General features: G+C 56.2%; 24 protein-coding genes. 8 read left to right on the top strand and 16 right to left on the bottom strand.

Features of this window, described 5'->3' with window-relative positions; all coding sequences use genetic code 11:
* Positions 1 to 214: 214 nt before the first annotated feature.
* The 8 genes from dnaB to I6J23_RS03725 all read right to left on the bottom strand — a co-directional run bounded on the left by dnaB (position 215) and on the right by I6J23_RS03725 (position 8,891).
* A complete protein-coding gene (gene dnaB, locus I6J23_RS03760) occupies positions 215 to 1,705 on the bottom strand; it encodes a replicative DNA helicase (RefSeq protein ID WP_204582585.1) in 1,491 nt (496 codons plus the stop codon).
* A gap of 1,048 nt (positions 1,706 to 2,753) precedes the next feature.
* Positions 2,754 to 3,206 carry a 50S ribosomal protein L9 gene (gene rplI, locus I6J23_RS03755; protein WP_012732665.1) on the bottom strand — a complete coding sequence of 151 codons (453 nt, stop codon included), beginning with the start codon at positions 3,204 to 3,206 and terminating at the stop codon, positions 2,754 to 2,756.
* A 28-nt stretch (positions 3,207 to 3,234) separates the two neighbouring features.
* Positions 3,235 to 3,813, bottom strand: coding sequence for a single-stranded DNA-binding protein (locus I6J23_RS03750; RefSeq protein ID WP_012732666.1), 579 nt, complete (start codon positions 3,811 to 3,813; stop codon positions 3,235 to 3,237).
* Between the two features lie 80 nt (positions 3,814 to 3,893).
* Complete coding sequence (gene rpsF, locus I6J23_RS03745) at positions 3,894 to 4,181, bottom strand: 30S ribosomal protein S6 (protein WP_012732667.1); 288 nt, start codon at positions 4,179 to 4,181, stop codon at positions 3,894 to 3,896.
* Between the two features lie 267 nt (positions 4,182 to 4,448).
* A complete protein-coding gene (locus I6J23_RS03740) occupies positions 4,449 to 4,637 on the bottom strand; it encodes a hypothetical protein (protein WP_204582584.1) in 189 nt (62 codons plus the stop codon).
* Positions 4,634 to 6,208, bottom strand: a complete 1,575-nt coding sequence (locus I6J23_RS03735) for a glycosyltransferase family 87 protein (RefSeq protein WP_204582583.1) — start codon at positions 6,206 to 6,208, stop codon at positions 4,634 to 4,636. The genes I6J23_RS03740 and I6J23_RS03735 overlap by 4 nt, the downstream gene beginning before the upstream one ends.
* 239 nt (positions 6,209 to 6,447) lie before the next feature.
* On the bottom strand, positions 6,448 to 8,436 hold the full coding sequence (locus I6J23_RS03730) for a transglycosylase domain-containing protein (protein WP_430516398.1): 1,989 nt from the start codon (positions 8,434 to 8,436) through the stop codon (positions 6,448 to 6,450).
* Positions 8,437 to 8,441: 5 nt separating this feature from the next.
* A complete protein-coding gene (locus I6J23_RS03725) occupies positions 8,442 to 8,891 on the bottom strand; it encodes a DUF5318 family protein (protein WP_204582582.1) in 450 nt (149 codons plus the stop codon).
* 296 nt (positions 8,892 to 9,187) lie between these two features.
* On the opposite strand from I6J23_RS03725, the gene I6J23_RS03720 reads away from it, so the two are divergent.
* From I6J23_RS03720 to I6J23_RS03710, 3 genes are all read left to right on the top strand, one after another.
* Complete coding sequence (locus I6J23_RS03720) at positions 9,188 to 9,763, top strand: MarR family winged helix-turn-helix transcriptional regulator (protein ID WP_204582581.1); 576 nt, start codon at positions 9,188 to 9,190, stop codon at positions 9,761 to 9,763.
* Positions 9,764 to 9,897: 134 nt separating this feature from the next.
* Complete coding sequence (locus I6J23_RS03715; RefSeq protein ID WP_204582580.1) at positions 9,898 to 10,815, top strand: universal stress protein; 918 nt, start codon at positions 9,898 to 9,900, stop codon at positions 10,813 to 10,815.
* 30 nt (positions 10,816 to 10,845) lie between these two features.
* Positions 10,846 to 11,334: a hypothetical protein gene (locus tag I6J23_RS03710; protein ID WP_204582579.1), complete on the top strand. Its 489-nt coding sequence runs from the start codon at positions 10,846 to 10,848 to the stop codon at positions 11,332 to 11,334.
* A gap of 62 nt (positions 11,335 to 11,396) precedes the next feature.
* Here the strand turns inward: I6J23_RS03710 and lepB are convergent, their stop codons facing one another.
* A complete protein-coding gene (gene lepB / locus I6J23_RS03705) occupies positions 11,397 to 12,221 on the bottom strand; it encodes a signal peptidase I (RefSeq protein WP_239454981.1) in 825 nt (274 codons plus the stop codon).
* Positions 12,222 to 12,245: 24 nt separating this feature from the next.
* Positions 12,246 to 15,368, bottom strand: a complete 3,123-nt coding sequence (gene leuS / locus I6J23_RS03700; RefSeq protein ID WP_239454980.1) for a leucine--tRNA ligase — start codon at positions 15,366 to 15,368, stop codon at positions 12,246 to 12,248.
* A gap of 87 nt (positions 15,369 to 15,455) precedes the next feature.
* Here leuS and I6J23_RS03695 point away from each other — a divergent pair, with 87 nt between their 5' ends.
* From I6J23_RS03695 to I6J23_RS03680, 4 genes are all read left to right on the top strand, one after another.
* Complete coding sequence (locus I6J23_RS03695; protein ID WP_204582578.1) at positions 15,456 to 16,592, top strand: hypothetical protein; 1,137 nt, start codon at positions 15,456 to 15,458, stop codon at positions 16,590 to 16,592.
* A gap of 68 nt (positions 16,593 to 16,660) precedes the next feature.
* Positions 16,661 to 17,383 carry an SDR family oxidoreductase gene (locus I6J23_RS03690; protein ID WP_204582577.1) on the top strand — a complete coding sequence of 241 codons (723 nt, stop codon included), beginning with the start codon at positions 16,661 to 16,663 and terminating at the stop codon, positions 17,381 to 17,383.
* A gap of 23 nt (positions 17,384 to 17,406) precedes the next feature.
* Positions 17,407 to 17,862 (top strand): SdpI family protein, encoded by a 456-nt coding sequence (locus I6J23_RS03685; RefSeq protein WP_204582576.1) that lies wholly within the window; start codon positions 17,407 to 17,409, stop codon positions 17,860 to 17,862.
* Between the two features lie 100 nt (positions 17,863 to 17,962).
* The gene (locus I6J23_RS03680; protein ID WP_204582575.1) at positions 17,963 to 18,478 is read left to right on the top strand and encodes an NUDIX hydrolase; all 516 of its coding nucleotides are present in this window, start codon (positions 17,963 to 17,965) and stop codon (positions 18,476 to 18,478) included.
* A 143-nt stretch (positions 18,479 to 18,621) separates the two neighbouring features.
* Here the strand turns inward: I6J23_RS03680 and I6J23_RS03675 are convergent, their stop codons facing one another.
* Together I6J23_RS03675 and I6J23_RS03670 are read right to left on the bottom strand one after the other, a co-directional pair.
* Positions 18,622 to 20,751: a YhgE/Pip domain-containing protein gene (locus I6J23_RS03675; protein WP_204582574.1), complete on the bottom strand. Its 2,130-nt coding sequence runs from the start codon at positions 20,749 to 20,751 to the stop codon at positions 18,622 to 18,624.
* On the bottom strand, positions 20,741 to 21,631 hold the full coding sequence (locus I6J23_RS03670) for an ATP-binding cassette domain-containing protein (protein ID WP_204582573.1): 891 nt from the start codon (positions 21,629 to 21,631) through the stop codon (positions 20,741 to 20,743). The genes I6J23_RS03675 and I6J23_RS03670 overlap by 11 nt, the downstream gene beginning before the upstream one ends.
* 277 nt (positions 21,632 to 21,908) lie before the next feature.
* On the opposite strand from I6J23_RS03670, the gene I6J23_RS03665 reads away from it, so the two are divergent.
* The gene (locus I6J23_RS03665) at positions 21,909 to 22,910 is read left to right on the top strand and encodes a bile acid:sodium symporter family protein (RefSeq protein WP_204582572.1); all 1,002 of its coding nucleotides are present in this window, start codon (positions 21,909 to 21,911) and stop codon (positions 22,908 to 22,910) included.
* Here I6J23_RS03665 and I6J23_RS03660 read toward each other — a convergent pair.
* The 4 genes from I6J23_RS03660 to I6J23_RS03645 are packed head-to-tail and all read right to left on the bottom strand — an operon-like array spanning position 22,894 to position 26,201.
* A complete protein-coding gene (locus I6J23_RS03660; RefSeq protein WP_204582571.1) occupies positions 22,894 to 23,259 on the bottom strand; it encodes a branched-chain amino acid transporter permease in 366 nt (121 codons plus the stop codon). The genes I6J23_RS03665 and I6J23_RS03660 overlap by 17 nt on opposite strands.
* Positions 23,256 to 24,056: an AzlC family ABC transporter permease gene (locus I6J23_RS03655; protein WP_239454979.1), complete on the bottom strand. Its 801-nt coding sequence runs from the start codon at positions 24,054 to 24,056 to the stop codon at positions 23,256 to 23,258. The genes I6J23_RS03660 and I6J23_RS03655 overlap by 4 nt, the downstream gene beginning before the upstream one ends.
* 31 nt (positions 24,057 to 24,087) lie before the next feature.
* Positions 24,088 to 24,693, bottom strand: coding sequence for a YqgE/AlgH family protein (locus tag I6J23_RS03650; protein ID WP_204582570.1), 606 nt, complete (start codon positions 24,691 to 24,693; stop codon positions 24,088 to 24,090).
* Positions 24,690 to 26,201, bottom strand: a complete 1,512-nt coding sequence (locus tag I6J23_RS03645; protein WP_239454978.1) for a CCA tRNA nucleotidyltransferase — start codon at positions 26,199 to 26,201, stop codon at positions 24,690 to 24,692. Before I6J23_RS03645 ends, I6J23_RS03650 begins: the two co-directional genes overlap by 4 nt.
* Positions 26,202 to 26,285 lie beyond the last annotated feature (84 nt).

Here is a 26,285-nt window from a genome sequence, read left to right as displayed (position 1 = left end):
ACAAATAAGCACTCCGCGCGGGCGCATCACTCAGCAATCGGGAACTACTACTCGCTATCCAAAATAGAGGAAAATGTCGGTTTGGCGCGATTTCGTGGCAGTCCACGGGCCGCGCCGACGAATGTGCGGATACCGCGAGAAGCCCCGAAAATTACCCATGAACGGCATTCTCCCGGTCTCATGGGGCGTTCAGGCCGTACGGCACGGCCCGGCCTTACGAGAAGTTATCGGTGGCCAGATTAGCGAACCTCGAGTACTTCAATTGCTCGGCAATCGGGATGGTCCCTACCGGTCCCCCGCGGTGTTTAGCCAAAATAATGTCTGCTTCTCCTTCGCGGGCGTTATCCAAAGCACCCGGCTGAGAATCCGGCCGGTACAACAGCATTACCATGTCCGCATCCTGCTCGAGGGACCCCGATTCACGAAGGTCCGCCAGCTGGGGTTTCTTGTCTGTACGGGATTCCGGGCCACGGTTGAGCTGCGAAATAGCGATCAGCGGAACTTCCACTTCCTTCGCCAACAACTTCAGCTGACGGGAAAACTCCGACACTTCCTGTTGGCGCGACTCCACCTTGCGGCCCGAGGTCATCAGCTGAAGATAATCCACAACAATCAAGCCGAGACCGTGCTTTTGTTTGATCTGGCGCGCTTTCGTCCGGATTTCCATCATCGTCAGGTTGGGAGAATCGTCTATAAAAATGGGCGCTTTCTCGAGCTTCCCCATCGTTTGAGCCAGCCGGGTCCACTCGGACTCGTCCATTTTGCCGCTGCGCATATTGGTGAGTTTCACCTCGGCCTCGGCCGATAGCAGCCTCAGAACGATCTCCATTTTGGACATCTCGAGGCTAAAAAGTGCCGACGGTGTGTTATTTTCTACCGACGCCGACCGCATGAAATCCATCGCCAAGGTGGACTTCCCCACGCCCGGACGAGCGGCGATGATAACCATCTGCCCAGGGTGAAGGCCGTTAATCGTTTTGTCGAGGTCAAGGAAGCCCGTTGGCACACCACTGGCTGCCCCACCGTGCATTTCGTACTCGTTGAGAAGATCGTTGACCTCCTCAAACGTGTCGGCCAACTCAACATAATCCGTGCTGGCGTCACGACGTCCGACCCCGAACACCTGAGACTGGGCGTAATCGACCACCTTGTCCACGTCCTGGCCGTCGATGCCGTTGTACCCCAGCTTGGCGATCTCCGTCCCCACCGAGACCAGCCCACGGAGCACCGCTTTTTCGGCAACGATCCGCGCATAGTAACTCGCGTTGGCCGCCGTCGGCACTTTAGTCATAAGGGTGTGGATGTATGGCGCACCACCCACGCGCTCCAAGTCGCCGTCCCTATTAAGGCGGTTGCTCACCAGCACCGGGTCGATCTGCAGCTGGGCGTCCGCGGATTCGCTATAAAGATCGAGAATGGCGTTAAAAATGGTTTGATGGCGCGGGTCATAGAAATCGTCCGCGCGGAGAATCTCTACGACATCCGTAATGGCGTCCTGGGACTGCAGCATACCGCCCAAAACAGCCTGCTCAGCCTCAATATCCTGGGGAGACTTCCGGCCGAATTCCTCATAATCCCGCGGATCGGGGCCGCCGGAAGGTCCAAACGACGCATCCTCATAGTCCCCACCCGAACCAAAACCAGACTCATACGAGTCATACGAATTATCAAAAGAAGACGCTGATACCGCTGAACGTGATGCCATGGGAATACCCTATCGTCTGCCGCCGACATAAACACTGAGCACAATCATGAGAGGCACGCTGGAATATGGGCGCACTGCTCTAACTCTCGCTAAACCCCACGAGATCCCACTAGACCTCACTAGGACCTCACTGGACCTCGCTAGGTCTGCTGGTGCCCGCCAGATCTCACCGGATCTCACCGGAAGGGGTTGCTCAGAGTGACTCTTTACTGCTTTTCATAAAGCCCCGACGGCTAGGATGCAAATCTCAATAACTACTTCCCGACGAAGTTATCCACAGGTTTCGTAGACCGCCTGTGGATAAAATGTGGAGAATTCAACGTTTCCCACGTCGGCCTGTGGAATTTACTGTGGACAAGTTTTTATAGCGACCTGCGGAAACGAGCGTTTGCGCAGGTCAGCCCTGTGAAATTTTGATTTGACGAATCTCACAGTACCGGTGGAAAACCGCTCCTACGCTGGGCCTTTTTATCGTGAACTGGGGAAATATCCGAGCAAATTGGGGTAAAAAGCCGGTTGTCAAGCACCTAACCTGTGCGTGTTATCCCCAGCCCCATCCACGACATCCGACAACATCTCTATCACCATTAACAGAAGGTAAACGACGAAGCTCTTGCGTGAATGATGTTCTTCGCCTGGCCGATCCCCGCATACGGAAAACCCGGGTAATACCCCAGGAAGAACCCAATTCCTGGAGCGCGAAGCGCCGGCGCATGGAACAAGGAGCTGGTAGACGGACACATTTCGTCGTATAAGGTCCGCGCATACGAAAAACGGGCCCGGCATATCTGCCAGACCCGTCGTTATTTCACGCAGGGCGTGGTGTCGAAGCACACCCAACGTGGAGTGAAGAACACGGCGCGGTGTCGAGTCGCGCCTTGTGTATCACAGAACGGCCACGAAAACGTGGCACATCCCTTATCAAGCCCCAACAACCACTGAGTTACCCCACGCTATGCGGAAATAACCTGTGGATGGGGCTCACACGCTGTTGTCGACCGGGGGTGTCGAGTCCCCGGAAAGAATTCAAAAAGTGTAAAACCAGAAACTACTGGGATACGACCTCGAAGTTAATGGTGCCGTGGATATCCTCGTGGAGCTTCACATCCACCGAGTACTTACCCGTCGACTTCACAAACCCTTTGGTCATGTCAATGCTGTGCTTATCCAGCTCCGGACCACCAGCAGCTACGACGGCTTGAGCAACGTCGTTAGGCTTAACAGACCCGAACAGCTTGCCATTGTTGGCAGTGCGGACGGCGACAGAAACGCCTTCCAGGTTTGCCAACTGCTCTTTGACCTCGCGAGCGCGATCGGCGTCGCGAATAGCACGCGCTTCCTGCGCACGCTTCAAATCCTGAACCTGCTTCTCTGCACCACGAGTAGCGGGGACCGCGTACCCGCGCGGGAGCAGGTAGTTTCTTCCATAGCCGGCCTTGACCTCGACGATGTCACCAGGAACACCGAGATTGTCAATGGCGGCGGTGAGGATCAGCTTCATGATCCCTAGCCTTTCTTACGTTGATTAGTTAGAAGGGTGGCTCATCATCTGCCCCACCAAACCCTTGGCTGGAGCCCTGGCTGGGAGCGGAATTCCACGGATCCTGATCCGCGCCCGAGTTCCCTCCGGAACCGCCGAAGCCCTGGTTGCCTTGAGACTGCTGGCCACGGTTGGAGTTAAAGCCTCCGCCTCGGTTTCCACCGAAGCCACCGCCGCCTTGGTTGAATCCGTTGCCTCCGCCACTCGTCTTTTCGACGTTTGCCGTGGCGTACTTCAACGACGGGCCGACCTCGTCGACCTCGATTTCAAAAACGCGACGCTGTTCACCGTCCCGAGTCTCAAAACTCCGTTGACGCAAGCGGCCATTCACGATCACGCGCATGCCTTTTTTTAGCGATTCGGCAGCGTTCTCGGCGGCCTGGCGCCACACATTGCAGGTAAGGAACATCGCATCCCCATCAACCCACTGGTTGGTTTGGGAATCGTAACGGCGTGGCGTCGATGCCACACGGAAATTAGCCACAGGAGCACCCGACGGGGTGTAACGAAGTTCTGGGTCAGCAACAAGATTGCCGACAACCGTGATAGGTGTCTCTCCTTGTGCCATGATGAATCCTCTCTCTGCAGGACAACCGGTTTTGGTGGTCAGATAAAACCTGACACTGGTGCTTTTACCAGTGTGCCTTTTTAGGCGTCGGTCCGCAGAACTTTCGTACGCAACACCGAATCATTCAGGTTGAGCAGACGGTCGACTTCCAGCACAGTGGCGGACTCACAGGTGAAGTCCACGACAACGTAGATGCCTTCCTCTTTCTTCTGAATGGGATAGGCCAAACGGCGCTTGCCCCAAATATCAACCTTGTCAACGTTGCCCTTTTCTTTGCGGACAACATCGAGATACTTATCCAGGGACGGGGCTACAGTGCGCTCATCCTGCGCGGGATCGAGAATGATCATGATTTCGTAGTGACGCACGGACCTCATCACCTCCTATGGTCTAGTCGTATTTCGGCCGCGCCATCGTTAGCGCGACAGGAGGGTTCGTTGCGTCAAGCAACCCCCCGAGACTACCAAACCGCTGGCCAGAGGCAAAACCCGGAGATAAACCGAAGATAAAAACCAAGCATGGTCCGCAGCAGCACCACCCAGATAAAACGACTAGCTGGCTAAGCGGGACTAATTGGCTAGAGGGGAGACTGTTTACCTAGATGGGACTAATTGGCTAGGTGGTAAGCACCCCGGCTAGTTAATGAGCGTTGCCCAAAAGACAGCAACGGTCACCGGCACAACGGTGATGAAGAAAACGGCGATACCGAATAGCCACCACGTCACCTTTGCCGGCTTCTTATACATGAAACTGGCAAACGAAGCAGTAAATAAAAAGAAGCCGATAAAAACGCTAACAATCGTCAAAGTCACTTGTGACGTCATGCTGAAGCCCCCACATCTGATCGTGTACCGACGTCCGTCCAGTTAGTTCCCGCCCGGCTAGTTGCCGTCAGATTACTCATTTCCGACGACGACGCACCGCGCTGCGCCGCTACACCATGGTGCGACGTCCACGCCCCCACGCCCGTTTCCTGTTGTCCAGGAACCTCCGCCTGGAGCATCGTTCGTGGCGCGTCGGGACGTGTACCACGCATCTGCTGGATCACCAGCACAAGGATGGCCACAACAAGCGCATCTCGCGCAATCACGAAGGAGTTGAAAAGCCAGTCTGGAGCGCCTTTGTTATCTGCACCCGTGAACCACCACATGCGCACGAACCAGTAAATAGCTTCCACCCACATCCAGGCGAATACCAGCCGCCAGCGGGGGAGAGACAACGCTACGAGGGGCACGAGCCATAACGAGTATTGCGGGCTCCACACCTTACTGGTCAGAACGAACGCGGCGATGATCAACAACGACAATTCCCACACTGCAGGCTCGCGTTTCACCTTCAGTCCGAGAATCAAAATTCCGACACAACACAATCCGAACAGCACGAACGAGATAATCGACTGCGCCTTCACCGGGACAGCAGTGGAGTAACTAAATCCCGTCACCCATGAGAGCACGCTGTACATCGTCGAATCTTCGGCTGCTCGCTTCCCATTCCGGGTGAAGAATTCTGCCCATCCAGCCGGGGATGCCATCATGATCGGGATATTCACCACAAGCCAGGTGACCACTGCTGAGACCACCGTGTTGATGAATTCCGTGCGTTCCCGCCAATGGTGACGGATGACCAGGACCAGGAAAGCGCCCAAGATATATGCTGGCCAGAGCTTCGCGGCCGTGCCCAGACCGATGAGCACCCCAGCTCCTGCGTACTTTTTCCTGGTCCACAGGAAAATCGCGCCCATCGCGCACACTGTCGCTAAAGAGTCGAAATTGGTGAAGATATGCACACCCACGATGGGACTGGCAGCAACCAAGATGACGTCCCACACCCGATGACCGGCCAGCTGGTAGGTGAACCACAGCGTCCCAATCCATGCAATCGCGAGGAACACGGCGTTGACGCCGAAATAAAAATCGACGCGGGGCACCGACCATCCAATGAGGTCAGCAAGCCAGTGCAAGGGAGCGGCCAACTGTGCGCATAACCACTGGTACAGACCGGTGAGAACCGGGTACTCCATATGGCGGGTGCCACCATCGCCGGCCCAGGAGTAGACATACGGAAAGTGCCCATCTTTCAGGCCTTCAATGCTGTACAGCGGGATCGAATCCGCATAACACCCCGAGATGTACTGACGGTTCGATGTCCAATTCACTCCGTCACCGTCGCCACGAAGACAATTCGCCTTCGACAGCCAACCTAGTGACATCATGCCCAAGGCCAGGCCCATCAGGACGCGAAGGGGAGTGGCCCACACTGCTCGCCCGACGAGACCATGGCCCGCAACAGGCCCCCCAAGGAAATGAGTCCACCGTTGCGCTGCGGGCTCCGTCAGGCTCGGCTGAACCCTCAACACGTCGGTGTCCTGCTGCTCTTTTCCTCTACCTGCACCCAACGCCACTATGTCCTTCTTAACTCTGTACGGGCCAACTCGTCGATTATTTACGGAGCTGGCTGATCGTTATTGCCCAAGTCCGGAACGGGAACTTCCACACCGGGGACAATTTCCTGCGTCCGCGTCGGAATGTTAAGACCGCCATTATCAGGCGCTTGTGGCGTCGGGGCAGGGGTTTCCTGCGTCTCCGGCGCATACTGCTGCTGCTGTGGCGCCTGCGTTTGGGGTGCACGAGTACGCTACGGCTGCTGCTGTTGAACCGTTGTCGTTCGGGTATAGGTCTTCTTCGATCCGCCCGAATTCGTATTCGCCTGCTTAGAGCCCGACGAACCTGAATCACCAAAGGCCATGTAATCTTCGTTCTGCAAGGAGCTATCCATGGTTTGCTTCCAAATGTCGGCTGGGAGTCCAGCGCCATACATCGGCCGGCCCGAGTAGAAAATGGGCTGGCCGTCATTAGTGCCGACCCAGACCGCCGTCGCTAATTGCGGGGTTGCACCAACAAACCATGCATCCTTGTTATTGCCAGTATCGCCCAACTGAGCCGTACCGGATTTGGCTGCCGAGGTCCGGCCTCCAGCCAAGCCGTGGTTACGCGAGTACGACGCGATCGGCTCCATCGCGGAGATGACGTTATTGGCGACATCCTTATCAATCCGCTGGTCACCCTCAACATCCGACCGGTCCAGCAGCACCTTGCCTGACGACGTCTCCACCTTCTGAACAAAGTGCGTCTGGTGGTACATGCCGTTATTCGCCAACGTGGACAGGCCAGTCGCCATGTCAATTGGGCGGGTTAAGTACTGGCCCAAGATGACGCCGTCATAAACCTGACCATCTTTTTCCTGCAATGTCTTTTCGCCATTGACCTCAGTGGGGATACCCAAGCGGTGGGCCATATCCGCTGTGTCCTTTGAACCGTGCTTCAAATCGTGCTGCATACGCACAAAGCTCGTGTTCAGCGACATCTTCAATGCCGTGGCCAAACTACACGAACCACAGGATTCGCCCTCAGAGTTCTGAATAGTCAGGTTATTGATAGTCACTGGGGCCGAGGAGTACACGCGGGACAGCGACATTCCCTGCTCAAGGCCTGCGGCTAAACCGAAAATTTTGAACGTCGATCCGGTCTGAAGGCCGGTGTTGGCGAAATCCCAACCATTAGGATCATCGCCTCCGTAATACCCCTTCACCGCGCCATTGCGGGGATCAACCGACACCACTGCGGTCCGGTAATCATCCGGGTAGCCCTGCATGCGGTTCTTGACCGTCTCCGTCACGGACTTCTGAACCTTGGGGTCAATCGTCGTCGTGATCTTCAGACCCTGGGTGTTGACATCCTGCTCACTAATGCCGGATGCCTCGAGCTCAGACATGACCTGCGACTTAATCAAGCCATTCGTGCCCTCAACTTCGGACCCTGTATCGATCGTGTTCGGATCAATAACCTCCGGGTATGCCGCGTGTGCGCGCTCTTCGCCGTTAACAGCGCCCATTTCGGCCATACCGTCCATGACGTAATTCCATCGCTCTTCGGCAGCCTGGCGGTTAGTCCACGGGTCTAATTCCGACGGACGCTGAATAGAGGCAGCCAACACAGCGCCTTCCTCCGGCGTGAGGTCCTTGACATCCTTGTTGAAATACGCCTTCGACGCCGCGGCGATGCCATACGCGTTACGTCCAAAATAAATAGTGTTCAGATACGCCCCGAGGATTTCGTCTTTCGACCACTCGCGGGCCATCTTCGCGGAAATAACGAGCTCCTTAGCCTTACGCGTGTAGGAGTGCTCGTTGCCCACGAGGGCATTTTTCACATACTGCTGGGTGATGGTGGAACCACCACCAGAGGATTCCTTACCTGTCACAAGTCCGAGCGCAGCGCGTCCGAAACCTTTGACGGAGAAACCGGGGTTGGAATAGAAGGAACGGTCCTCCGCCGCCAAAACGGCTTGTCGCACTGGTTGGGGGATCTCCGACAGATCAATGTCCGTGCGGTTACCGTCGGGCGGCACGATGCGCGCCAACTGTGTGGAGGAATCCGACGCGTAAATCGTTGCAATCTGATTAGTTTGTAGCTCTTGAGGCTCCGGAACCTTCGTCACCGCGTAGGCGGAAAAGAATGCCACAACAGGCGCAAGAATGAGGACAAGGAGGATCACACCTGTCCATAGCAGCACCTTTTTCCAGGTAGACATCTTGGCCTGCCTTTGTGGTTGTTTATTACTCACTAGTCCTATTTCTCCTCTACGCGAGGTTTGGACGTACCACTTCCTACGCGAACAAGCATCTCATGAAGCAGCACGTTCCACCGGCAATGCACGCATACCTCCACGATGTGGGCGGTAATGTCGCCATAGGTTTCCGCCAGGGCCTCAACCTCTCGACGACTACGCGCGGTCCCTGCTATTTTCCCCAAGTTATCGCCGAATATCCAGATGACATTTTTTAACGTCCTTTTTCCACATAGCGGACACGGACGATCTTGTGGTTCACCATGGAAATCAGCTGCATCAATCAGCCGACGCGACGACTGCCGCAAGTCTTCCGCAGAGATTTCTCCTCGGCGGTATTCAGCCAGCAACCGTTGACGATCAAGCTGATGATTCCTCGTCTCTGTCCAGCTCACTCCGGTCACTATAGGCACAATAGCCTCACGTGTATAGCCCTCCACACCGTCCCCCATAAAACCTTCTACTAAGTCCCCCTTCAACTTCCGTTTTCGTTCCTCTACCCGCCCTCTAGCATCTTCTGTGACCTTTCCCTAGCGTCGGGAATGCCGATTTAAGGAACTTCACGGTTCCCATAGGCCAACGTATCGAACTCACGCACCACGCTGACATGTACCACGCTGACATGCACCACGCTGACATGCATCGGGATGCGCTACCAATCTTTGCGCTGCGCGCAAGCAGCTTTAGCGCGGGTGAGAATCCCCATATAATGGGAGGGGTCCTCTACTGATTAACGTACCTGGTGATAATGACCTCAACTGACAAGTCCATCGATAACAATTCAGGCGACACCTCTCCGGTCGATGCCACACCATCCCACGCCCCCACGCAATCCTCGAAAAAATCCGCCGATGACATTTCCATTGACGAGCTCGCCGCACGGCTTCGCCCCCTTTTCAACAGGCTGGTTCTGATCTACTACCGCCAGTCAGTCCACACCACTCTCACTGCTGGTCAGATCTCTATACTTTCCGTCCTCGAACAACACGGATCCATGCGCATCAGCGATATTGCTAAATACGAATCCATCAGCATGCCCACCGCGTCAAACGCCATTCACCGATTAGAGTTCGATGGTCTCGTCGTTCGGGAACGTGATAAACACGATCGCCGTGGAGTCACTGTTGCCCTTACCGAACACGGTCAACAAGAACTAGACCGCGTCAATGCCCAACGGAACCGAGAATTTGCCCGATTTATCTCGCAATACACCAGGGATGGCAAAGAGCTAGCATTAGAGTTAACCGATCTCCTTGAGCGTATGCTGAATGATCATGAGGGTGGTTCCGACGATGATCAGCCTCCCCACCAGCAGCCGGCGTAAGTGATGTCCACTAAAAACTGACACACGGGCACCACCTACGCCAGATAATCGCCGACGCGGGCACCAGCCTCTATTCTTTTTCATAAAACCCGACATACACTAGAAACCAGTACTTTCACCGACGGAGCACCACCGTGACAGACGAATCTCCGGTTCGCATTCTCATCGCCCGAAGCCCCCATCCCGCCGAATCCAGTGCCGAGGAATTCGCAGCCTGGATCGCCCGCACCTCACCAGCTACCATCCGAACCGTCACAGTTTTGCCCTCCATCTGGCCATCTGACACTCCCGACGGGTTGGGAGAAGACTACCAACACTGGATCCGCAAAGAGACCAAAAACTGTGAGCGTGCTGCTCTTCAAGCATTGAAAAACGCTCGCGTTCCGGACGATTCCCTGGACACTCACCCCTTTGAGTTCATCACCGCGACCTCGGAAACGGATGCCCTCAGTGCAGCCGCCACTGATTTCAACGCAACGATTGTCTTGCTCGGATCCCACGCTTCTGCGCCCGAGGGCCGCTTTGTCGCCGGATCCACATCGGACGCTCTGCTTCACTGCGCACCTGTATCCCTAGGGCTCGCCCCACGTGACCTGCGAACATCCAAAAAAGGCGTCACACGGGTCAATTGCGCTTACGTCGACACTGACCAATCACAAGAAGCTCTGCGGAAAGCGTGCGACTACGCACACCGATGGGATGTTCCCCTTCGCCTCGTCGCATTCACCCCCCACGGGCCATCGATGTATCCCACTGAAACCCCGTACAAGCACGCAAAAGAAGCCACCCGTCAATGGCGGGATCAAGCCCAGAGCATCCTTGAGCGTGGACAAGAACGCGCTCTCGCGCGCTTCGACGATCTCCGCGTCGAACTCGCCATTGGTTCCGGCGCGGACTGGGAAAGTTCCATCACCGATCTAGATTGGAAGAAAGGGGACCTCCTCATCGTGGGCAGTTCCACGCTGGGGGTCTTCGGGCATACCTTCCTTGGTTCCTCAACAAACCAGATTGTGCGGAATTCGCCCGTCCCCACTGTTATTGTTCCCGTCTAAACCAATATTTTCGCTGTAGAGGAGGTTCGAGTGGATAGCCACGGGAAATCTCATTCTCACCGCTCCGATGACCCCGATCAGCGCGTCACCGTAGATAAAGCAGACTCCACGCCATCCAAACCATCCCGGCTCGATTATGAACTCGACCCATTACTTCGCCTAGAACAACACACTCGGTCCACTCACCAAGCCATTGTGTATGTCATCGTGGTGCCGCTTATTACGCTGATCGCGGCCGGAATAATCCTGTTCATTTCCCATAACCAGGGTGGCCCCGATTGCGACGCGGGGGAGTCGGCATGGATATGTTCGCGCACCTACGAAATCCTCTTCCCGGTCGTGCCGGGAGCCATCGCCCTCGTCGGCGCACTCGGGGCAGTGTGGACCACCTATATCAAGTGGGCACGGTACGACCGCTGGCGCCCATGGCTCGCCATTTGTTGGGTGCTCATTCCCTTCGCACTCGGGTGGATAACCAGCACCGGGTGGATGGCAATTGCCGGTCTCGATTACCGATAGGCGCGCCAGGGATGTTGCCGATGATGGTTTCGCGTCCCCTCATCACCGGCAACGCGAATCGGTTAGTCCTTCTGGACATCCGGGTGATCCACCGTGCCAATCCGACTAAACGGCAAAATACGGGCATCCACCCGACCAATAATGTTCTTCTCGGGCACCGTTCCCTGGTACTGGTCTTCCATGTGGTAACGCGAATCCGCAGAATTCGTGCGATTATCGCCCATCAACCACACATTTCCATCGGGCACAGTAATCGGGCCAAAATACCCGCCCCCACATGCTTCTGAACCATGCTCAGTGTCGACCTGCCTCTGCGGAGGCTGCAATGTGTACGACGAATCAATCGTCTTCCCATTCACTTTGACGCCATCGTCGCCGGGTTGACACTCCACGGTTTGCCCACCCGTCGCGATGACCCGCTTCACCACGTCATTCTCCGGGGGAGTTGCCAGCCCGATATACGACGCCCCAGTACGCAATACTCTGCTGAAGCCGCTGCCCTCATCCGATGTGTTCTCACCGAACTCGCCTTCGTCCCAGGACTCTGGTCCTCGGAACACGACGACATCGCCCGGCTTGGGGGAACTGAAATCGTAGGCAAGCTTATTGACAAAAACGCGGTCATTATTGCAGCCCGTGCACCCATTGAGCGTCGGCTCCATGGATTCTGAAGGAATGACATAGACGCGCCCAATAAAAACCTGGAACAGCACAGCGACAAGAAGCGCGCAGAGAATGATGATCGGGATTTCGATATACCAGGGGCGTTCCTTCTTCACCGTGGCCGCAGCGGGGCTAGACCCCGACGCTCCCGACGACGTGCTCGACTCCGAAGAACCCGACGCCTCCGACGACCCCAAGGCGGATTTTTTTGATTTTCCAAGCATGCTGTTTTCCGTTCCGGGTCGGGCCTAGATCACCACGTTGACCATACGGCCAGGGACAACGATCACTTTCTTGATCTCATGGTCGCCCACGTGTTCTTTCACCTTGGCGTCATCAAGTGCCGCAGCTTCAATATCTTCGCGTGAGGCGTCCGTCGCTACATTAATACGACTGCGGACTTTCCCCTGCACCTGAACCGGAATCTCGACGGTGTCGTCGACAAGCCACTTGTCCTCGAACGTCGGGAAGGGGCCGTGTGCCAAGGACTCGGTGTGGCCCAGCCGTGACCACAGCTCTTCAGCGATGTGCGGGGCCAGCGGGGCAACGAGCAGCACGGCTGGTTCAACGATCTCGCGGGGCGCCCCACCCGCGTACGTTTTGGTCACGTAGTTGACGTACTCGATGAGTTTCGCCACCGCGGTGTTATCCATCAACTGGGCGTAGTCCTCACGGACTGCGGCAATCGTGCGGTGCAGGGCGCGACGATCGTCATCGGTGGGGGATGCATCGGTGACGACACGATCGCCCGTCTTCTCATCGACCACAAGTCGCCACAGGCGCTGCAAAAAGCGCTGTGCACCCACGACGTCTTTTGTTGCCCATGGGCGTGATGTATCCAGAGGACCCATCGACATTTCGTAAATGCGCAGCGTATCCGCACCGTAATTGTTGCAGATGTCCTCAGGAGAGACGGCATTCTTTAGGGACTTACCCATTTTTCCGTACTCCTGATGAACCTGGATTTCGCCGTGCTCATTGGTCTGAACACCGTCCATGTTCCGCCCGTCGCTGGGGACCCACCAGAATGAGCCATCGCGCTCAACAACCTCCGCGGCAGGGATGTACACACCGCGGTCGTCGGTGTACGCGAAGGCCTGGATATACCCCTGGTTAAAGAGACGATGGTACGGCTCACAGGAGGAAACGTATCCGAGATCAAACAGCACCTTATGCCAGAACCGGGAGTACAGCAGGTGCAGCACAGCGTGCTCGACACCGCCGACATACAAGTCCACACCGCCGGATGTCTTCTGATCCGTGGGGCCCATCCAGTATTTTTCATTCTCTGGGTCACAGAGCGCGTCCTGGTTGGTGGGATCCACATAGCGGAGCTCGTACCAGGAGCTTCCCGCCCACTGCGGCATCACGTTTGTATCGCGTCGGTATTTCTTCAGGCCATCGCCCAAATCCAGCTCCACGTTGACCCAATCCTTCGCCTTGGCTAGGGGCGGGTGCGGTTCCGATTCCGCATCATCCGGGTCAAAGGACACGGGTCGGTAGTCGTCAACATCTGGAAGCACAACGGGCAACATGGACTCGGGGAGCGGGTGAGCGACGTCGTTCTCGTCGTACACAATGGGGAAGGGTTCGCCCCAGTACCGCTGCCGGGCAAAGAGCCAATCACGCAGTTTGTATTGAATTTTTTCCTTGCCGACGCCGCGCTGGACGAGCCAATCGATGGTACGGGCTTTTGCGTCCTTCACGTGGAGGCCGTTGATGTCTAAGCCGTCATCGTTAGCTGAATTCACTGCTGTGCCAGCGCCAGTGAAAGCCTCCACGGTGACGTCGCCGCCGGAAATGACCTCGGTGATAGGCAATTCGAAGACCCGGGCGAAGTCGTAGTCACGCTCATCGTGCGCGGGAACAGCCATAATCGCGCCCGTGCCGTAGCCCGACAGGACATAGTCGGCGATGAACACGGGGATGCGACGACCATTCACGGGGTTGGTCGCATAGGTGCCTAAGAAAACACCGGTTTTGTCCTTGTTCTCTTGGCGTTCCAAATCAGACTTCGCGACGATGGACGCGCGGTACTCCTTCACCGCATCGGCAGGGGTGGCCGCTCCGCCGGTCCAGCGGGCGATGGTGTCGTCGGACAGCGAGTGTTCCGCGCGGAGATCAGGCCACTGATCTGCAACGATTTCGTCGACAAGCTCATGTTCTGGCGCCAAAACAAGATATTCAGCACCGAAGAGGGTATCTGGGCGAGTCGTGAATACCGAGCACGCAGCGCGACCGTGACCGGAACCGTTCGTCGGGATGGTGAAGGTTACTTCCGCGCCCCTCGACCGGCCAATCCAATTCCGCTGCATGGACTTCACCTTGTCGGGCCAATCCAGCAAGTCAAGGTCATCGAGCAGACGATCCGAATATTGAGTGATCCGCATCATCCACTGGGTAAGTTTTTTCCGGAAAACGGGGAAGTTACCACGTTCCGAACGACCATCGGCCGTAACTTCCTCATTGGCTAGAACCGTGCCTAGTCCTGGCGCCCAATTCACCGTTGACCTGGATCGATACACTAAGCGGAACGTTTCAACGATATGCTCACGCTGAGCATCATCCAGCGCTTGCCATATCTCCGCGGAGCTTTTACCGGCTTGTTCAGCGGCATCTACGGCTCTCCCTGTTTCCGGATCAACGCTGTGATACCCGGGACCTGAAGCCACATTAACGGCACCCGATGCCAATTTATCTCGCAATTCCGACACCGGCCGCGCTGCGTTGGCCTCGGGATCAAACCAGGAATTGAAAATTTGTAAGAAAATCCATTGGGTCCAGCGGTAAAAGTCTTGATCAGTTGTAGCGAAAGACCGGCGGGGATCATGCCCCAGCCCCAAGCGCCCCAGCTGCCGCTTCATGTTCGCGATGTTCGCTTCGGTGGTCGTCCGCGGATGCGTCCCCGTCTGGACGGCATACTGTTCCGCGGGGAGACCGTAGGCGTCGTATCCCAAGGCATGCAACACGTTTTTACCCAACATCCGGTGGAAGCGTGCGTACACGTCCGTTGCAATGTATCCCAATGGGTGCCCAACGTGCAGCCCCACGCCTGAGGGGTAGGGGAACATATCCTGAACAAAAATTTGGTCATCGGGGAGGTCCGAATTCCCGTCGAGGGGTGCTAAATCGCCGGTGGGGTTAGGCGCGTTGAAAGTTCCCTCACGGGACCAACGCTGGTGCCAGGCATTTTCGATGTCCGCAGCCAAACCGGCGGTATAACGGAAGCGGGGCTCGTCGTTAGTTACCGACGATGCACTCGACCGCGAGGAAAGGGAACCCGACGAAGTAATGTGGGAAGCGGACACTGAAGTAGTGGGGCGATCAGATGACTGGCCCCCATTCGGGCTCTTTTCTCTCGGATTTGTCATGGTCACATAGTCTAGTTGGGCCCATGATGAGGGCAACTGTCCCGGTCACCCCTGACAAGTAAACCCTTTATAAAAGAAGGAGTACATATGCCTAACACCACTATTCTCTCCGACTTCGTGACTTTCTATCGCGAAATGTATTCACCGAAGACTCTGTCCGCGTCAGACATTTTCGCTAAAAAGACAGAGTCCTTTTCAATTGACGACGTCATCCACCCGGCAGATCAAAAGTGGTTTTCTGATCATGACAAAGAAGCGACGGTTAAGAAAGGTTCCATCGTCTACCTCGGCGATGAGCCTTTCTACGGGCTTCTTTCTGAGGTCGATGACGGTATTATCAACCGTACGTTCCCGCACATCGTTGACCGTCCCGCCTCTGACCACCTCAAGCTCATGGTTCTTGGAGATAACGCGGTTTTTAAAAACAAGGTTTCTGGATACCTAGCTGACGGCTTAATTCAAGTAAAAAACACAGAGGGCCATCAAGGCTCCGCCGAAGAGCCTATTAAATATTTCGATGCTCTGCTTCAAAAAATTGACCATTCGCTACCGCTAGTTCGGCATCAACGGGGGGAGCAGCTTGGCCATTCACTCACGCGTACGGCGCAAGCGCTTGCGGAAATCCTCGACCTCAATGACCAACAAAATGCGATGATGACCGGCCGGGATAACCTCAACGTTAAGGATGATGAGTTCCCGCTCATTCCTGCTTGGGAACTCCGCCACGTACTCATGGACAAGTGGCCTGGAAACCGGATGACCACGGACGGGAAACTACACATTTCCGGCGAAGACCTGCCCACAGCTGACGAGGTCGCCCGCCTCGAGCTTTACCCGTGGCGTAGCCTCCGACGTGGTTTCATTCCTGAATGGATTAAAGAAAAGATTGCTGAGGGTGACGTACCACCGTCGGTAAGCGAAGCTGCTTCTGTGGTCATTAGCATCCTTGACCGTCTCGACGACGACGCTAATGACCTTCTCTTCGTCGTAGCCAACCCCCAAGAATGGATAGATGCCATTCGCGGGACTGCAATAGCTGCACACCACGATAATGTTGACCACCTGATTGATCGCTTTACCAAAAAGCAATTACTGTATGCCGACACCCGCGACCTGTCCTTCGACAATCTCCTTGACGCATGTATCGGTGACGGAGCCAAATCCCAGCAATCAGCCGAAAAACGCCTTCACGGGCTCAGCGGTGTCGACATCACCACTAAATAAACCTCCAAATTAGCGGCTTATCTCGGGCACCCACGAATAGGCCGCAAAACACTGAGGAGTCACGACCAATGACTACACCACCCACCACGCCCGCCGAACGCCCGGTAGCCCTCATCACAGGAGGGACCCGCGGTATTGGGCTTGCCATCGCCCACGACCTCGCCACCACGCACACCGTCTACATCGGCGGAACCAGCGAGGAGAGCATTAAAAAGGCTCAACAAACCGTTCCCGATGCGCGACCATTCGTCGCGGACCTCACGGACCCGTCATCCGTCGGCAAGGCTCTCGACGCTTTCCCTGAACCGGCGCTGGATGTACTTGTTCTCAGCGCCGGGATTTCAGTGGGTGGCGCTATTGCCGATGTCTCCCGCGAAAGCTGGGTACGGGTCCTCGACCTCAACGTTATTGCGCAGGTAGACCTCATTCGGCAGCTCTTGCCGAAATTACGCGCCGCGCATGGCGACATTGTCGCCATCAATTCCGGCTCCGGGCACAGATCCCGCCCCGGAAGCGCCCCGTACTGCGCCTCTAAGTTTGCTCTGCGGGCTATCACCGACGCACTTCGCGAAGAAGAACGGGGCGTCGTCCGGGTCACATCTGTCCATCCAGGGCGCGTCGATACTGATATGCAACGCGAAATCCAGGAAGAAAAAGGGATGGCCCCCGAGGACTACGACGGCGCAATCTACGTGCAGCCGGAATCCATCGCGGCGGCGGTGCGCACAGCCATCGATGCCACACCCGAATGCACCGTGGAAGAGATCCGTGTCCGGCCTGTCATCGCATAACGCGACGGGCTTACACTAGAACCATGATTGTCGGCATCATTCTGGTTATTCTCGCTATTGCACTAGGCGGGGTGGGCCTGGCCGCATGGGGAGGAAAACTTCCTGGTAACAGCTGGGTGGGCATTCGTGTCCCCGAGGTTCGCCGTGATCCCGCCATGTGGGAACTTGCCCACAAAGTGGCCGCGCCGAGCTGGACAGTCGGTGGGCTGGCCCTGTTACTCGGAGGAATCGTCGCTTGGGGGGCTTCTGGATGGGCATGGCTGTGGGTTGTCGTGGCTGTCATTGCATCGGTAGCTCTCATCGGTGTGGGTGCCGCCATGGGCGCACATACTGTCGCAGTGCTTGACGCTCAACGACAAGCCGAAGAGAGCAAGACGTCCTGCTCCTGCGGTGGTGGGGAGGGCTCACAACAATCCCACAATCCGGTTGCCGTCGATATTGATGCTGCCCGGCGGGCTGCACAGGCTGCGGATTCCTAGGGTGGTTCTTCCCACAGCTGATTGCTACGCCGGCTAGGTCTATACAGGCCGATCCGCCCCCTGTTTCACAGTTCACCCTCGCCGCGGAGGAATATAACCGATGTCCACGCCACCCTTCATCATTAATCTCCGATCAAAAATTGGCCATGATCCACTCTGGCTGCCAGGAGTGACCGTTGTCGTCCTCCGCGACGCCGCTGTCCCTGGTCATCGCGAAGTTTTACTGGTTCAGCGCGTCGACAATGGGCAATGGACACCTGTTACGGGCATCGTCGACCCAGGTGAGCATCCCCATATTGCAGCTATACGGGAAGCCCACGAAGAAACGCGGGCGCTCATCAAGATCGAATCCCTTTTGAATGTCCAGGCGGTCGGGCCGGTGGTGTATCCCAATGGCGATGTGACCTCATATGTGGATACCGCTTTCCGTGCCTCGCTTCGCGATGATTCGCCGGAGGCCGGCATTGGCGACGACGAATCCCAAGCGGTCACCTGGTGCGATGTAAACGAATTGCCTGATATGAAGCCACGGTTCCGGGCCATTATTGCTCGGGCATGCGACGACGCAGATCACGGTGGCGCAGCATCGTGGGGGCCTCTTCCCGGGGCAGAATAGTCCGAGCTGGCGACGCCGACGTGGTACCGCCGAATCCCACTTAGCCGGCCACGAACATAAAAATCCTCCCAATCCAAGCGGGACTGGGAGGAGCACACGGCTGGGGATGAGCCCTTACACCACGCGGGGCTAGAGGCGAGTCCTTACACCACAGCTGGGTGCAGAGTAGACATTGTGTATACGCGTTTGCGCGATACACCCCACACCAAGAACATCATGGTGAGCACCGCAACGAAGGCCAACACGAGCGCGGAATTCCAGAATTGGGCGTTCACATCACCGACCCCGGCTTGCCTCATCCCTTTGATGAGCCAACTAAATGGCATGAATGGGTGGAGGATCTGGAAGAATCTGGGCGAGGTTTCTATGGGGTACAGCCCGCCCGCGGACGCTAACTGCACCACCAAAGCAACGATGCCCAACAACTGCCCCTTTCCTTCCCCGAACCAGATAATCAGTGCTTGCTGGAAGATCAAGAATCCAAATCCACCCAGCAACATCAAAGCGGTCCAGGCGAGGAGGTTTTGGGGACGAATATCCAACGTAAACCAGCTGATGCCAACCAGCAGCGCGACCTGCAAAACACTGATTAACAAGGCTGGAGTAGTAGCTCGGATAGCCAAGCGTAGCGACGACACTGACGCAGCGAGGTTCCGTCGGGGGAGTGGACGAACAACCTGCCACACGAACAATCCACCCAAGAAAATTCCGAAGCCGGCCAGGAACGGGGCTAGGCCTTCGCCCATCGACGACACCTTATGTACCCAGCTTTCATTCAGTTCCGACGGACCAGCCATGGTGTCCGCGTTGTGCGCCACCATCTGCGTCGTAAACGCTGGTACACGACCCTGCGAGGATGCCAAACTATCGTGCAGCGTGCCCGCACCCTCTGAAAGCTTCCCGGTTCCTCCGGCTAATTGGGTCGTTCCGTTCTTCAGATCTTGGTGGCCATTATTCAGCGTGGTTGCACCATCCTGAAGCCGGCTTGCGCCACCCTGCAATTGGCTCAGGCCACTGCTGAGCTGCCCTGCACCGGCGTGAGCTTCATCCAGCTTCGAAGCGATGGTCTGGCTTCCGGTTTGGAATTGCTGGAGCGCACCGCTGATTTGGGTGCTGCCATCTGCCACTCGTCGGGAACCATCAGAGGCCTTCTGAGCACCGTCGGCTAGTTGGTGAGCCGCCGAATTTGCTTGATTAACGCCGTCGAGAAGTTGCCGTACTTGAGGTAGCTGGTTGATTCCGGGGATTCCCTCTATCGCGGCCAGCTTCCCTTTCATCTCGTCGAGCCCCGCGGCTAGTTGGGCGTTGCCCTGTGCCAGCTTTGCGTTACCGTCAGAGACCTGTTGGGCACCGCTCGCAAGTTCCGTCGATTTCTCGTGGGCAAGACCTAACTTGTCGGTGAGTTGTTGGGCGCCTGCGTGAAGCTGCGCAGATCCATCATCCAGCTTCTTTGCACCATCGTGGGCTTCGCCCAGTTTCGACGTGAGCGTCCCGGCGCCGTCCTTCAACTGCGAGGATCCATCGAGAAGCTTACTGGCGCCATTATCCAACTGGGTCGCACCGCTATTGGCGGTCTTCGCACCATTAGACAACTGGCCGGAACCGTCGGCAGCTTTACCCATTCCGTCATGGATTTCATTGAGCGACGAAAAAACTTTGGCACTGGCTGTGTTGGTGATCGACTCATTAATCGTCGAGTGCAGACGCTCAGCTGCTGCTTTCAACAGGACGGATGCCGATTTTCCATTCGCGTCGTTATAGTCGAAGTTCAGCACAGCTTGGTGCGGATTCTGGGTGCCGATGGACGCCACGGAGGATGAAAAATCTTGGGGGATAACGACGGTAGCGAAGTACTTACCGTCCTCTAGACCTTTCTTGGCTTCTGATTCTGACGGGAATTGCCAATCGAAGGTGGGGTTGGCCTTAACGTTCTGAATAATTTCCGGGCCAACATTCACTGGCTGTCCATCTTTTTCTGCCGGACGGTCATTATTGACGACGGCGACCTTCATGTCGCTGAGGTTTTCCGTCGGATTCTGGTTGGCCCATAGGAAGAACGCGCCGACAAGGAGCGGAATGGTAGCCAGAATGGCGAGTGCGACGGGAAAGATACGCAGGCGGTGGATTTCCGAGTTCCGTCCGATCAACATGCGGGGCATGATGCGTTCGCGGTACGCGGCAGCTCCTTTCCCACGCGGAATGAGGCCTCGTCGTTTCGGCTGAGCGGGCGAGGAACCCGCGGATGCACTGTGGTTGGGCTTGTTATTCGCCATGGTTAGCCTCCTCGGCGGCGAGAGCATGGGTGTGCTGATAAGCAGGTGTACTACCTGCTCTGGAGCGGGTTGTGGTGTCTTGCGTGCTCCTTAGTCTGGAGTCGTCCTGGGGAGTCGTCCTGGGGGAGCGGGGGATATCGGCGCGCGTCTGCTCAGCCACGAACTCATCTGCGGGCTCATCAATAACACGGTTTTCATCCCGATTGTCGGGACGCTCAGCGAAGATCTGTCGTACACCCTCAGGAATAGCGCCGACGTTCGCGGTGTTCGCGACAATAGTTATTCCTAGAGCAGAGGCACGCTGCAGTGATTCCCATAATGCAGCTTGATCGTTTGGATTGCGGAGGGAATCGACATCGTTATAACTGATCACAGAGGGGCGACACACGAGGGCGACGAAAAGCCTCGCCTGCGCCTGCCCCAACACCGTGAGGTCTTCGATGGGAACGTCCGGTCCCGGGGGCTCGGAACCAAAAGCTGCGTGGAGGCATGACATCATATGATCGCCCTCCCACCCAGGCCGACGTGCAATGAGCGGTGATTCGAGCGAAATCCGCTCGTAAGCTATTTCCGCGATGGTCAGTGCAGGATCCAAATCATCCAGATTCTCAAAGCCAGCGAATGTCGCAATCTTTTGGACTTTCCGCATGTGTTGGGGAATGGTGAGTCCACCCACGGTGATTGTTCCGCCCGAGGGCTTCATGCGCCCCACCAGGGTGAGTAACAGGCTCGACAGCCCGTTGGACTGGCCGGCGACAAGCGCGACCGTTTCTCCCGGTTGAACAGTGAAACTTAGCGGTCCGTACACCGGGCCCCTTTTGGTCGACAGCTCGACGTCTTGTGCCGAAATGTCCACAGGCATGAAGCTACTTCGCACCACGCAGCTCCTTATCATCTCAACATTTACTTTTGTACTGAAAAACGTATGAGCGAAATAATAACACAACGGTTTCGACACACTAATTATTTCTCGTTTGAAAGTGTGTTGGCGCTTCACATGTAGTTCTCACTCACCCGCGGCGTGCACCTAGAAAACCTAACCGAATCGCTTTGTACGCAGGTATCCAATTCTTTCGCACTAGTGGTACTTTTCCGGCCGCGAGGGCTATTTTCCTCCATACCCCTCGCCCCGGTGCGAAGGTTTTTAGAATAGTGACGTGAATATTCGCAAAATTGCCTCCTGGCGGCCCGATACGTTGATCGTCATGATCCTCTCAGCAGTGGCGATCGCTATCCTTTTCCCTGCTCAGGGGGCTTTTGCCAGCGCGTGGGACACCGTCACCACGGGGGCGATTGCGTTTCTGTTTTTCCTTTACGGCGCGCGCCTCTCACCCGCAGAGGCTGTCGAGGGTCTCAAGCATTGGCGTCTTCATACCCTCATTCTGGTTTTTACCTACGTCGTGTTTCCGGTCATCGGTATCGCGCTCTTCCCACTTCAACACCTGGTTGGGCACAACCTTTATGCCGGGTTTTTATTCCTCTGCCTCGTACCCTCAACCGTGCAGTCTTCGGTGGCATTTACGTCAGTTGCCAGGGGGAATGTCGCGGGCGCCATCGTCAGTGCGTCGACATCAAATCTGTTAGGTGTCGTGATCACGCCCATCCTCGTGATGTTCTTCATGTCGGGTTCAGGCTTCCATGTGTCCGGTAGTGTGTTTATCGACGTCGCACTGCAGCTCCTTGTGCCGTTCATCCTTGGTCAGGTCGCACGCTTGTGGCGCCCAATCGCGACGATGTCGGCAAGTCCCGTGACGAAAAACGTGGACCGGCTATCCATCGCTTTCGTGGTGTACGGAGCATTTTCGGAGGGGATCGTGTTGGGGGTGTGGACGTCGATCGCGTGGTGGCAGCTGGTGATCGTTGTCCTGCTGTCTCTCATCTTGGTGGAACTGATGCTGTGGCTGACGTGGACAGCGGCTCAACGTTTCGGCTTCGATTACGGCGACCGCGTAGCCATTCAGTTTTGCGGCACTAAAAAGTCTTTGGCGACGGGCCTTCCTATGGCAGCCGTCATTTTTCCCCAGAGCGCTGCGGTGATCATCTTGCCGTTGATGGTGTTTCATCAGATTCAGCTGATGGTGTGCTCTGTGCGCGCGAGCCGATACGCGCGTCAGTTAGACGAATCGGCCAAGGTGGACGCCGCTACGCCACAACGTTGAGAAGCACAACGTAGAGTGCGGTTCCACCGAAAATTGAGAGCGTCACACTGTGCCGCCACACGTGGAGCAGGCACGTTCCCGCGATGGCTACAAGGACAGGCCACCATCCGCCGCTGTCATGCGATGTTTCCACAGCGGTGTAGACAATGAGCACCATGGTTACGCCCACGGGCATGGTTCGGCTGAGGTGGGCCACGAAATCCGATCCCCGCAAACGCGCAATAAACGGAAATGGGAATGCGCGCAAAGCAACGGTGACGACACCGATCACGAACAGCATCGCGAGCGTGTGAGACAGTGACACACCTTCGGGTAGCCCGTAGTCACCATAAGCCAGCGTTTGATTCATCGTTGTGTTTCCCCTTCACCATCGATGGGTTCAAACTGGTCACGGCTAGACCGCAGCGTGAGGGTGTCGTCAACAGTTGGAGACCAAAAGCGCACGAGAAGCACCGCAAGGTAGAGCCCTAACCCGATAACCATGAGAGATTGTTCTGACACTAGCCATCCGACGGCCGCGCAGATCAGGGCGAGGTTTGGTAAAGACCAGTCGGGATTCGCAGAAAATGACTCCATGGTGAGAACAATGAACAGGGCGACGAGGGCGAAGGACATCCCGTCGATGGTGGGAATGTACTGCCCGACAAGGGCACCGACTATTCCCGACGCCAACCATAAGGCTTGGACAACGACCTGGATTGTCAGAACGTGGACTCCGCTAATCGAGGTGTTTTTCGCCATTGATGTCGATGCGATGGCATAGGACTCATCCGTCAACGCATACGTGGAATAGGCCCGCCAGGCGCGGCTTTTAATCGCGTGGCGAGGGAACGTAAGGCCGTAGAACGCGTGACGGAAGTTCACCATTAGCGCTGTTAATCCAGCGGAAAACAGCCCAATCCCGCTGCTAATTAGGCTGATGGCCAGGAACTCCATGGATCCGGCATAGATGATGGTGGACAATATTGGTGCCCACCACCAGGCGAAACCTGACTGAACGACCAGAAGACCAAAGGAAAGCCCAAGCGGAATAAGCCCCAACCCAATTGCCCAGGTTTCGGCTAGACCTTGACGGATATCGTGGTTTACCGTACCGCCGTGTGCGGGGTTGTCCTGCGGTGATCCGCTGTGTGGTGGTGTGTCCATAACATGTTCTCTACGGGTGCGGGGTGTCGGTTTAGTTCTCGTTCGGGTCGATAGGGTAAGTCGCAAAGAGGGGGAGTGGCTGCTCTTGACGACGCATAACTTGCCCCCAGACATCGACATTGGCGGGTGCGAGGACATCTTCGGTTAATGCAGGCGCAACGTACCAATTCCCCCGCTCGATCTCGGCATTGAGTTGTCCTGGCCCCCACCCGGCGTATCCGCCAAACATGCGAAGACCGTGAAGCTTCCCTTTCACGTCATCGGGGTCGGCATCTAAATTAACCGTGACAAATCGGTGTGCTGTGGTGGAGAACAGCGTGGTGTCGTCGATAGCGGTATCTGGTTTCGCTACTCCGACGGCAAGAACAGTGTTGTGCCCCACGGGACCGCCGAGATAAATCACCTGCGGGGCAGTAATAAGGGGCGTCCACTGGGGCAGGACGTTGTGTGTTGCCATCTCTGTGCGTTCTGTCAGGTCAACGCCGACGGCACCATCGGGGCCAACGTCGAGAAGGAAAATAACGGAACGGGTCAGTTCTGCGGACACCGTTCCTGGTGCAGAGACCAGCAACATTCCCGCCTCCGGCGGTGTTTTACTCAACCCATTGAACAGGCGATCACTGTAGATATCACTCATGAATGTTGCTCCTCTGACTCCTGTTCCTCAGTCCACCATTTTTTCAGCTCTAGGATGGCGTCTTCGCGCTCTAGAGGCCCCTGGTCCAGGCGAACATCCTTCATGTGCTTCCAGGCTTTTCCTACCATCGGTCCTGGCCCAATATCTAGGATCGTCATAATGTCGTTTCCGTCAAGGTCTGGACGGATGCGAGCAAGATCCTCTTTATGCTGAATCTCCTCAATACGGCGTTCGAGATCGTCGTACAACCTCTGTAAACGTCGGGCTTTCGCCTTATTCCTGGTTGTACAGTCCGCCCGAACGAGCCGATGGAGCCGGGGCAAAAGTGGACCTGCATCGGTCACATAGCGACGAACAGCGGAGTCATTCCATGCTTTTTCGGTATAGCCGTGGAAGCGCTGGTGCAGATAAATCAATCCCGAGACATCTTTGATGAACTGCTTACTGTATTTCAATGCCCTGAATCGCTTACGGGCCATTTTCGCCCCCACCACATCATGGTGGTAAAAAGTGACGCCTCCACCGGGTTTGGGGGCGCGCGTGCTGGGCTTTCCGCAATCATGGAGCAGCGCAGCCCACCGCAGGACTAAATCCGGACCATCGGGTTCACGGTCAATGGCTTGGCGTAGCACCTGCAACGAATGGGCATACACATCTTTGTGTTGCATGTGCTCGTCACGAGTCATACGCATAGCAGGGATTTCGGGAATGATGTAGTCCGCCAGCCCGGCGTCCACCATCAGTTCAATCCCATCAGTCGGGTGATCCCCGAGGATTAATTTATCCAGCTCAGCGTGGATCCGTTCCGCTGTGATCCGCTGGATGTCCTCGGCCATTCTCTCCATTGCCTGACGCACACGTGGAGCGACGCGTAGCCCCAGTTGGGACACAAAACGGCAGGCCCGGAGCATCCGGAGTGGGTCGTCGTGAAACGAAATCGCGGGATCGTCCGGTGTATCGAGGACACCGCGAACGAGGTCGGTTAAACCGTGAAGCGGATCGTGAAACACCTGCGATCCATCGCCGCGAACCTCGACAGCCATCGCGTTGACAGTGAAATCCCTGCGGGTTAAGTCTTTGTCCAAGGAATCACCAAAGGTGACCTCCGGGTTTCTTGATTCACCGTCATAGGTGTCGGCGCGAAAAGTCGTCACTTCTATATCTTGGCCACTCCGTTGACCCGAAACCGTGCCGTAGTCAATGCCCGTATCCCACACGGCGTCGCACGTACTCTCCAACAGCCGGTGGATATCGTGCGGCCGGGCATTCGTCGTAAAGTCAAGATCACTACTCAAGCGCCCTAGAAGAGCATCTCTGACTGAACCTCCAACCAAGTAGAGATCACAATCCTTTTCGTTAAAGGCCCTGGCGAGCGGTGTCATCACGGGGACTAATGAGGCTAAGTCTCTATGCGCGCGTGCCAAATACTCTGCTTCTACAACGGACGTGTCATGAGAAGGACTCGAAGAGGACGGATGCGAATGGGATAGTGAGGACGAACCAGCCATGTCAGATATCGTACCGGTCGCCAAGATCGATCTAGCCCCCACCGATTATTATGACGCGAGTTATCCACACGTGACCACTTATCC

Source organism: Corynebacterium kroppenstedtii (assembly GCF_016894245.1).
GTDB lineage: Bacteria > Actinomycetota > Actinomycetes > Mycobacteriales > Mycobacteriaceae > Corynebacterium.
This window is presented reverse-complemented; position numbering and strand designations above follow the sequence as displayed.

What these genes read in the sequence shown, in the direction of transcription:
- I6J23_RS03690 (WP_204582577.1), top strand. Translation starts at nt 16,661, where the DNA reads ATGACTACACCACCCACCACGCCCGCCGAACGCCCGGTAGCCCTCATC.
- rplI (WP_012732665.1), bottom strand. Translation starts at nt 3,206, where the DNA reads ATGAAGCTGATCCTCACCGCCGCCATTGACAATCTCGGTGTTCCTGGT.
- lepB (WP_239454981.1), bottom strand. Translation starts at nt 12,221, where the DNA reads ATGCTTGGAAAATCAAAAAAATCCGCCTTGGGGTCGTCGGAGGCGTCG.
- I6J23_RS03645 (WP_239454978.1), bottom strand. Translation starts at nt 26,201, where the DNA reads ATGGCTGGTTCGTCCTCACTATCCCATTCGCATCCGTCCTCTTCGAGT.
- I6J23_RS03725 (WP_204582582.1), bottom strand. Translation starts at nt 8,891, where the DNA reads ATGGGGGACGGTGTGGAGGGCTATACACGTGAGGCTATTGTGCCTATA.
- I6J23_RS03695 (WP_204582578.1), top strand. Translation starts at nt 15,456, where the DNA reads ATGCCTAACACCACTATTCTCTCCGACTTCGTGACTTTCTATCGCGAA.
- I6J23_RS03655 (WP_239454979.1), bottom strand. Translation starts at nt 24,056, where the DNA reads ATGGACACACCACCACACAGCGGATCACCGCAGGACAACCCCGCACAC.
- I6J23_RS03675 (WP_204582574.1), bottom strand. Translation starts at nt 20,751, where the DNA reads ATGGCGAATAACAAGCCCAACCACAGTGCATCCGCGGGTTCCTCGCCC.
- I6J23_RS03685 (WP_204582576.1), top strand. Translation starts at nt 17,407, where the DNA reads ATGATTGTCGGCATCATTCTGGTTATTCTCGCTATTGCACTAGGCGGG.
- I6J23_RS03740 (WP_204582584.1), bottom strand. Translation starts at nt 4,637, where the DNA reads ATGACGTCACAAGTGACTTTGACGATTGTTAGCGTTTTTATCGGCTTC.
- leuS (WP_239454980.1), bottom strand. Translation starts at nt 15,368, where the DNA reads ATGACAAATCCGAGAGAAAAGAGCCCGAATGGGGGCCAGTCATCTGAT.
- dnaB (WP_204582585.1), bottom strand. Translation starts at nt 1,705, where the DNA reads ATGGCATCACGTTCAGCGGTATCAGCGTCTTCTTTTGATAATTCGTAT.
- I6J23_RS03660 (WP_204582571.1), bottom strand. Translation starts at nt 23,259, where the DNA reads ATGAATCAAACGCTGGCTTATGGTGACTACGGGCTACCCGAAGGTGTG.
- I6J23_RS03750 (WP_012732666.1), bottom strand. Translation starts at nt 3,813, where the DNA reads ATGGCACAAGGAGAGACACCTATCACGGTTGTCGGCAATCTTGTTGCT.
- I6J23_RS03720 (WP_204582581.1), top strand. Translation starts at nt 9,188, where the DNA reads ATGACCTCAACTGACAAGTCCATCGATAACAATTCAGGCGACACCTCT.
- I6J23_RS03650 (WP_204582570.1), bottom strand. Translation starts at nt 24,693, where the DNA reads ATGAGTGATATCTACAGTGATCGCCTGTTCAATGGGTTGAGTAAAACA.
- I6J23_RS03680 (WP_204582575.1), top strand. Translation starts at nt 17,963, where the DNA reads ATGTCCACGCCACCCTTCATCATTAATCTCCGATCAAAAATTGGCCAT.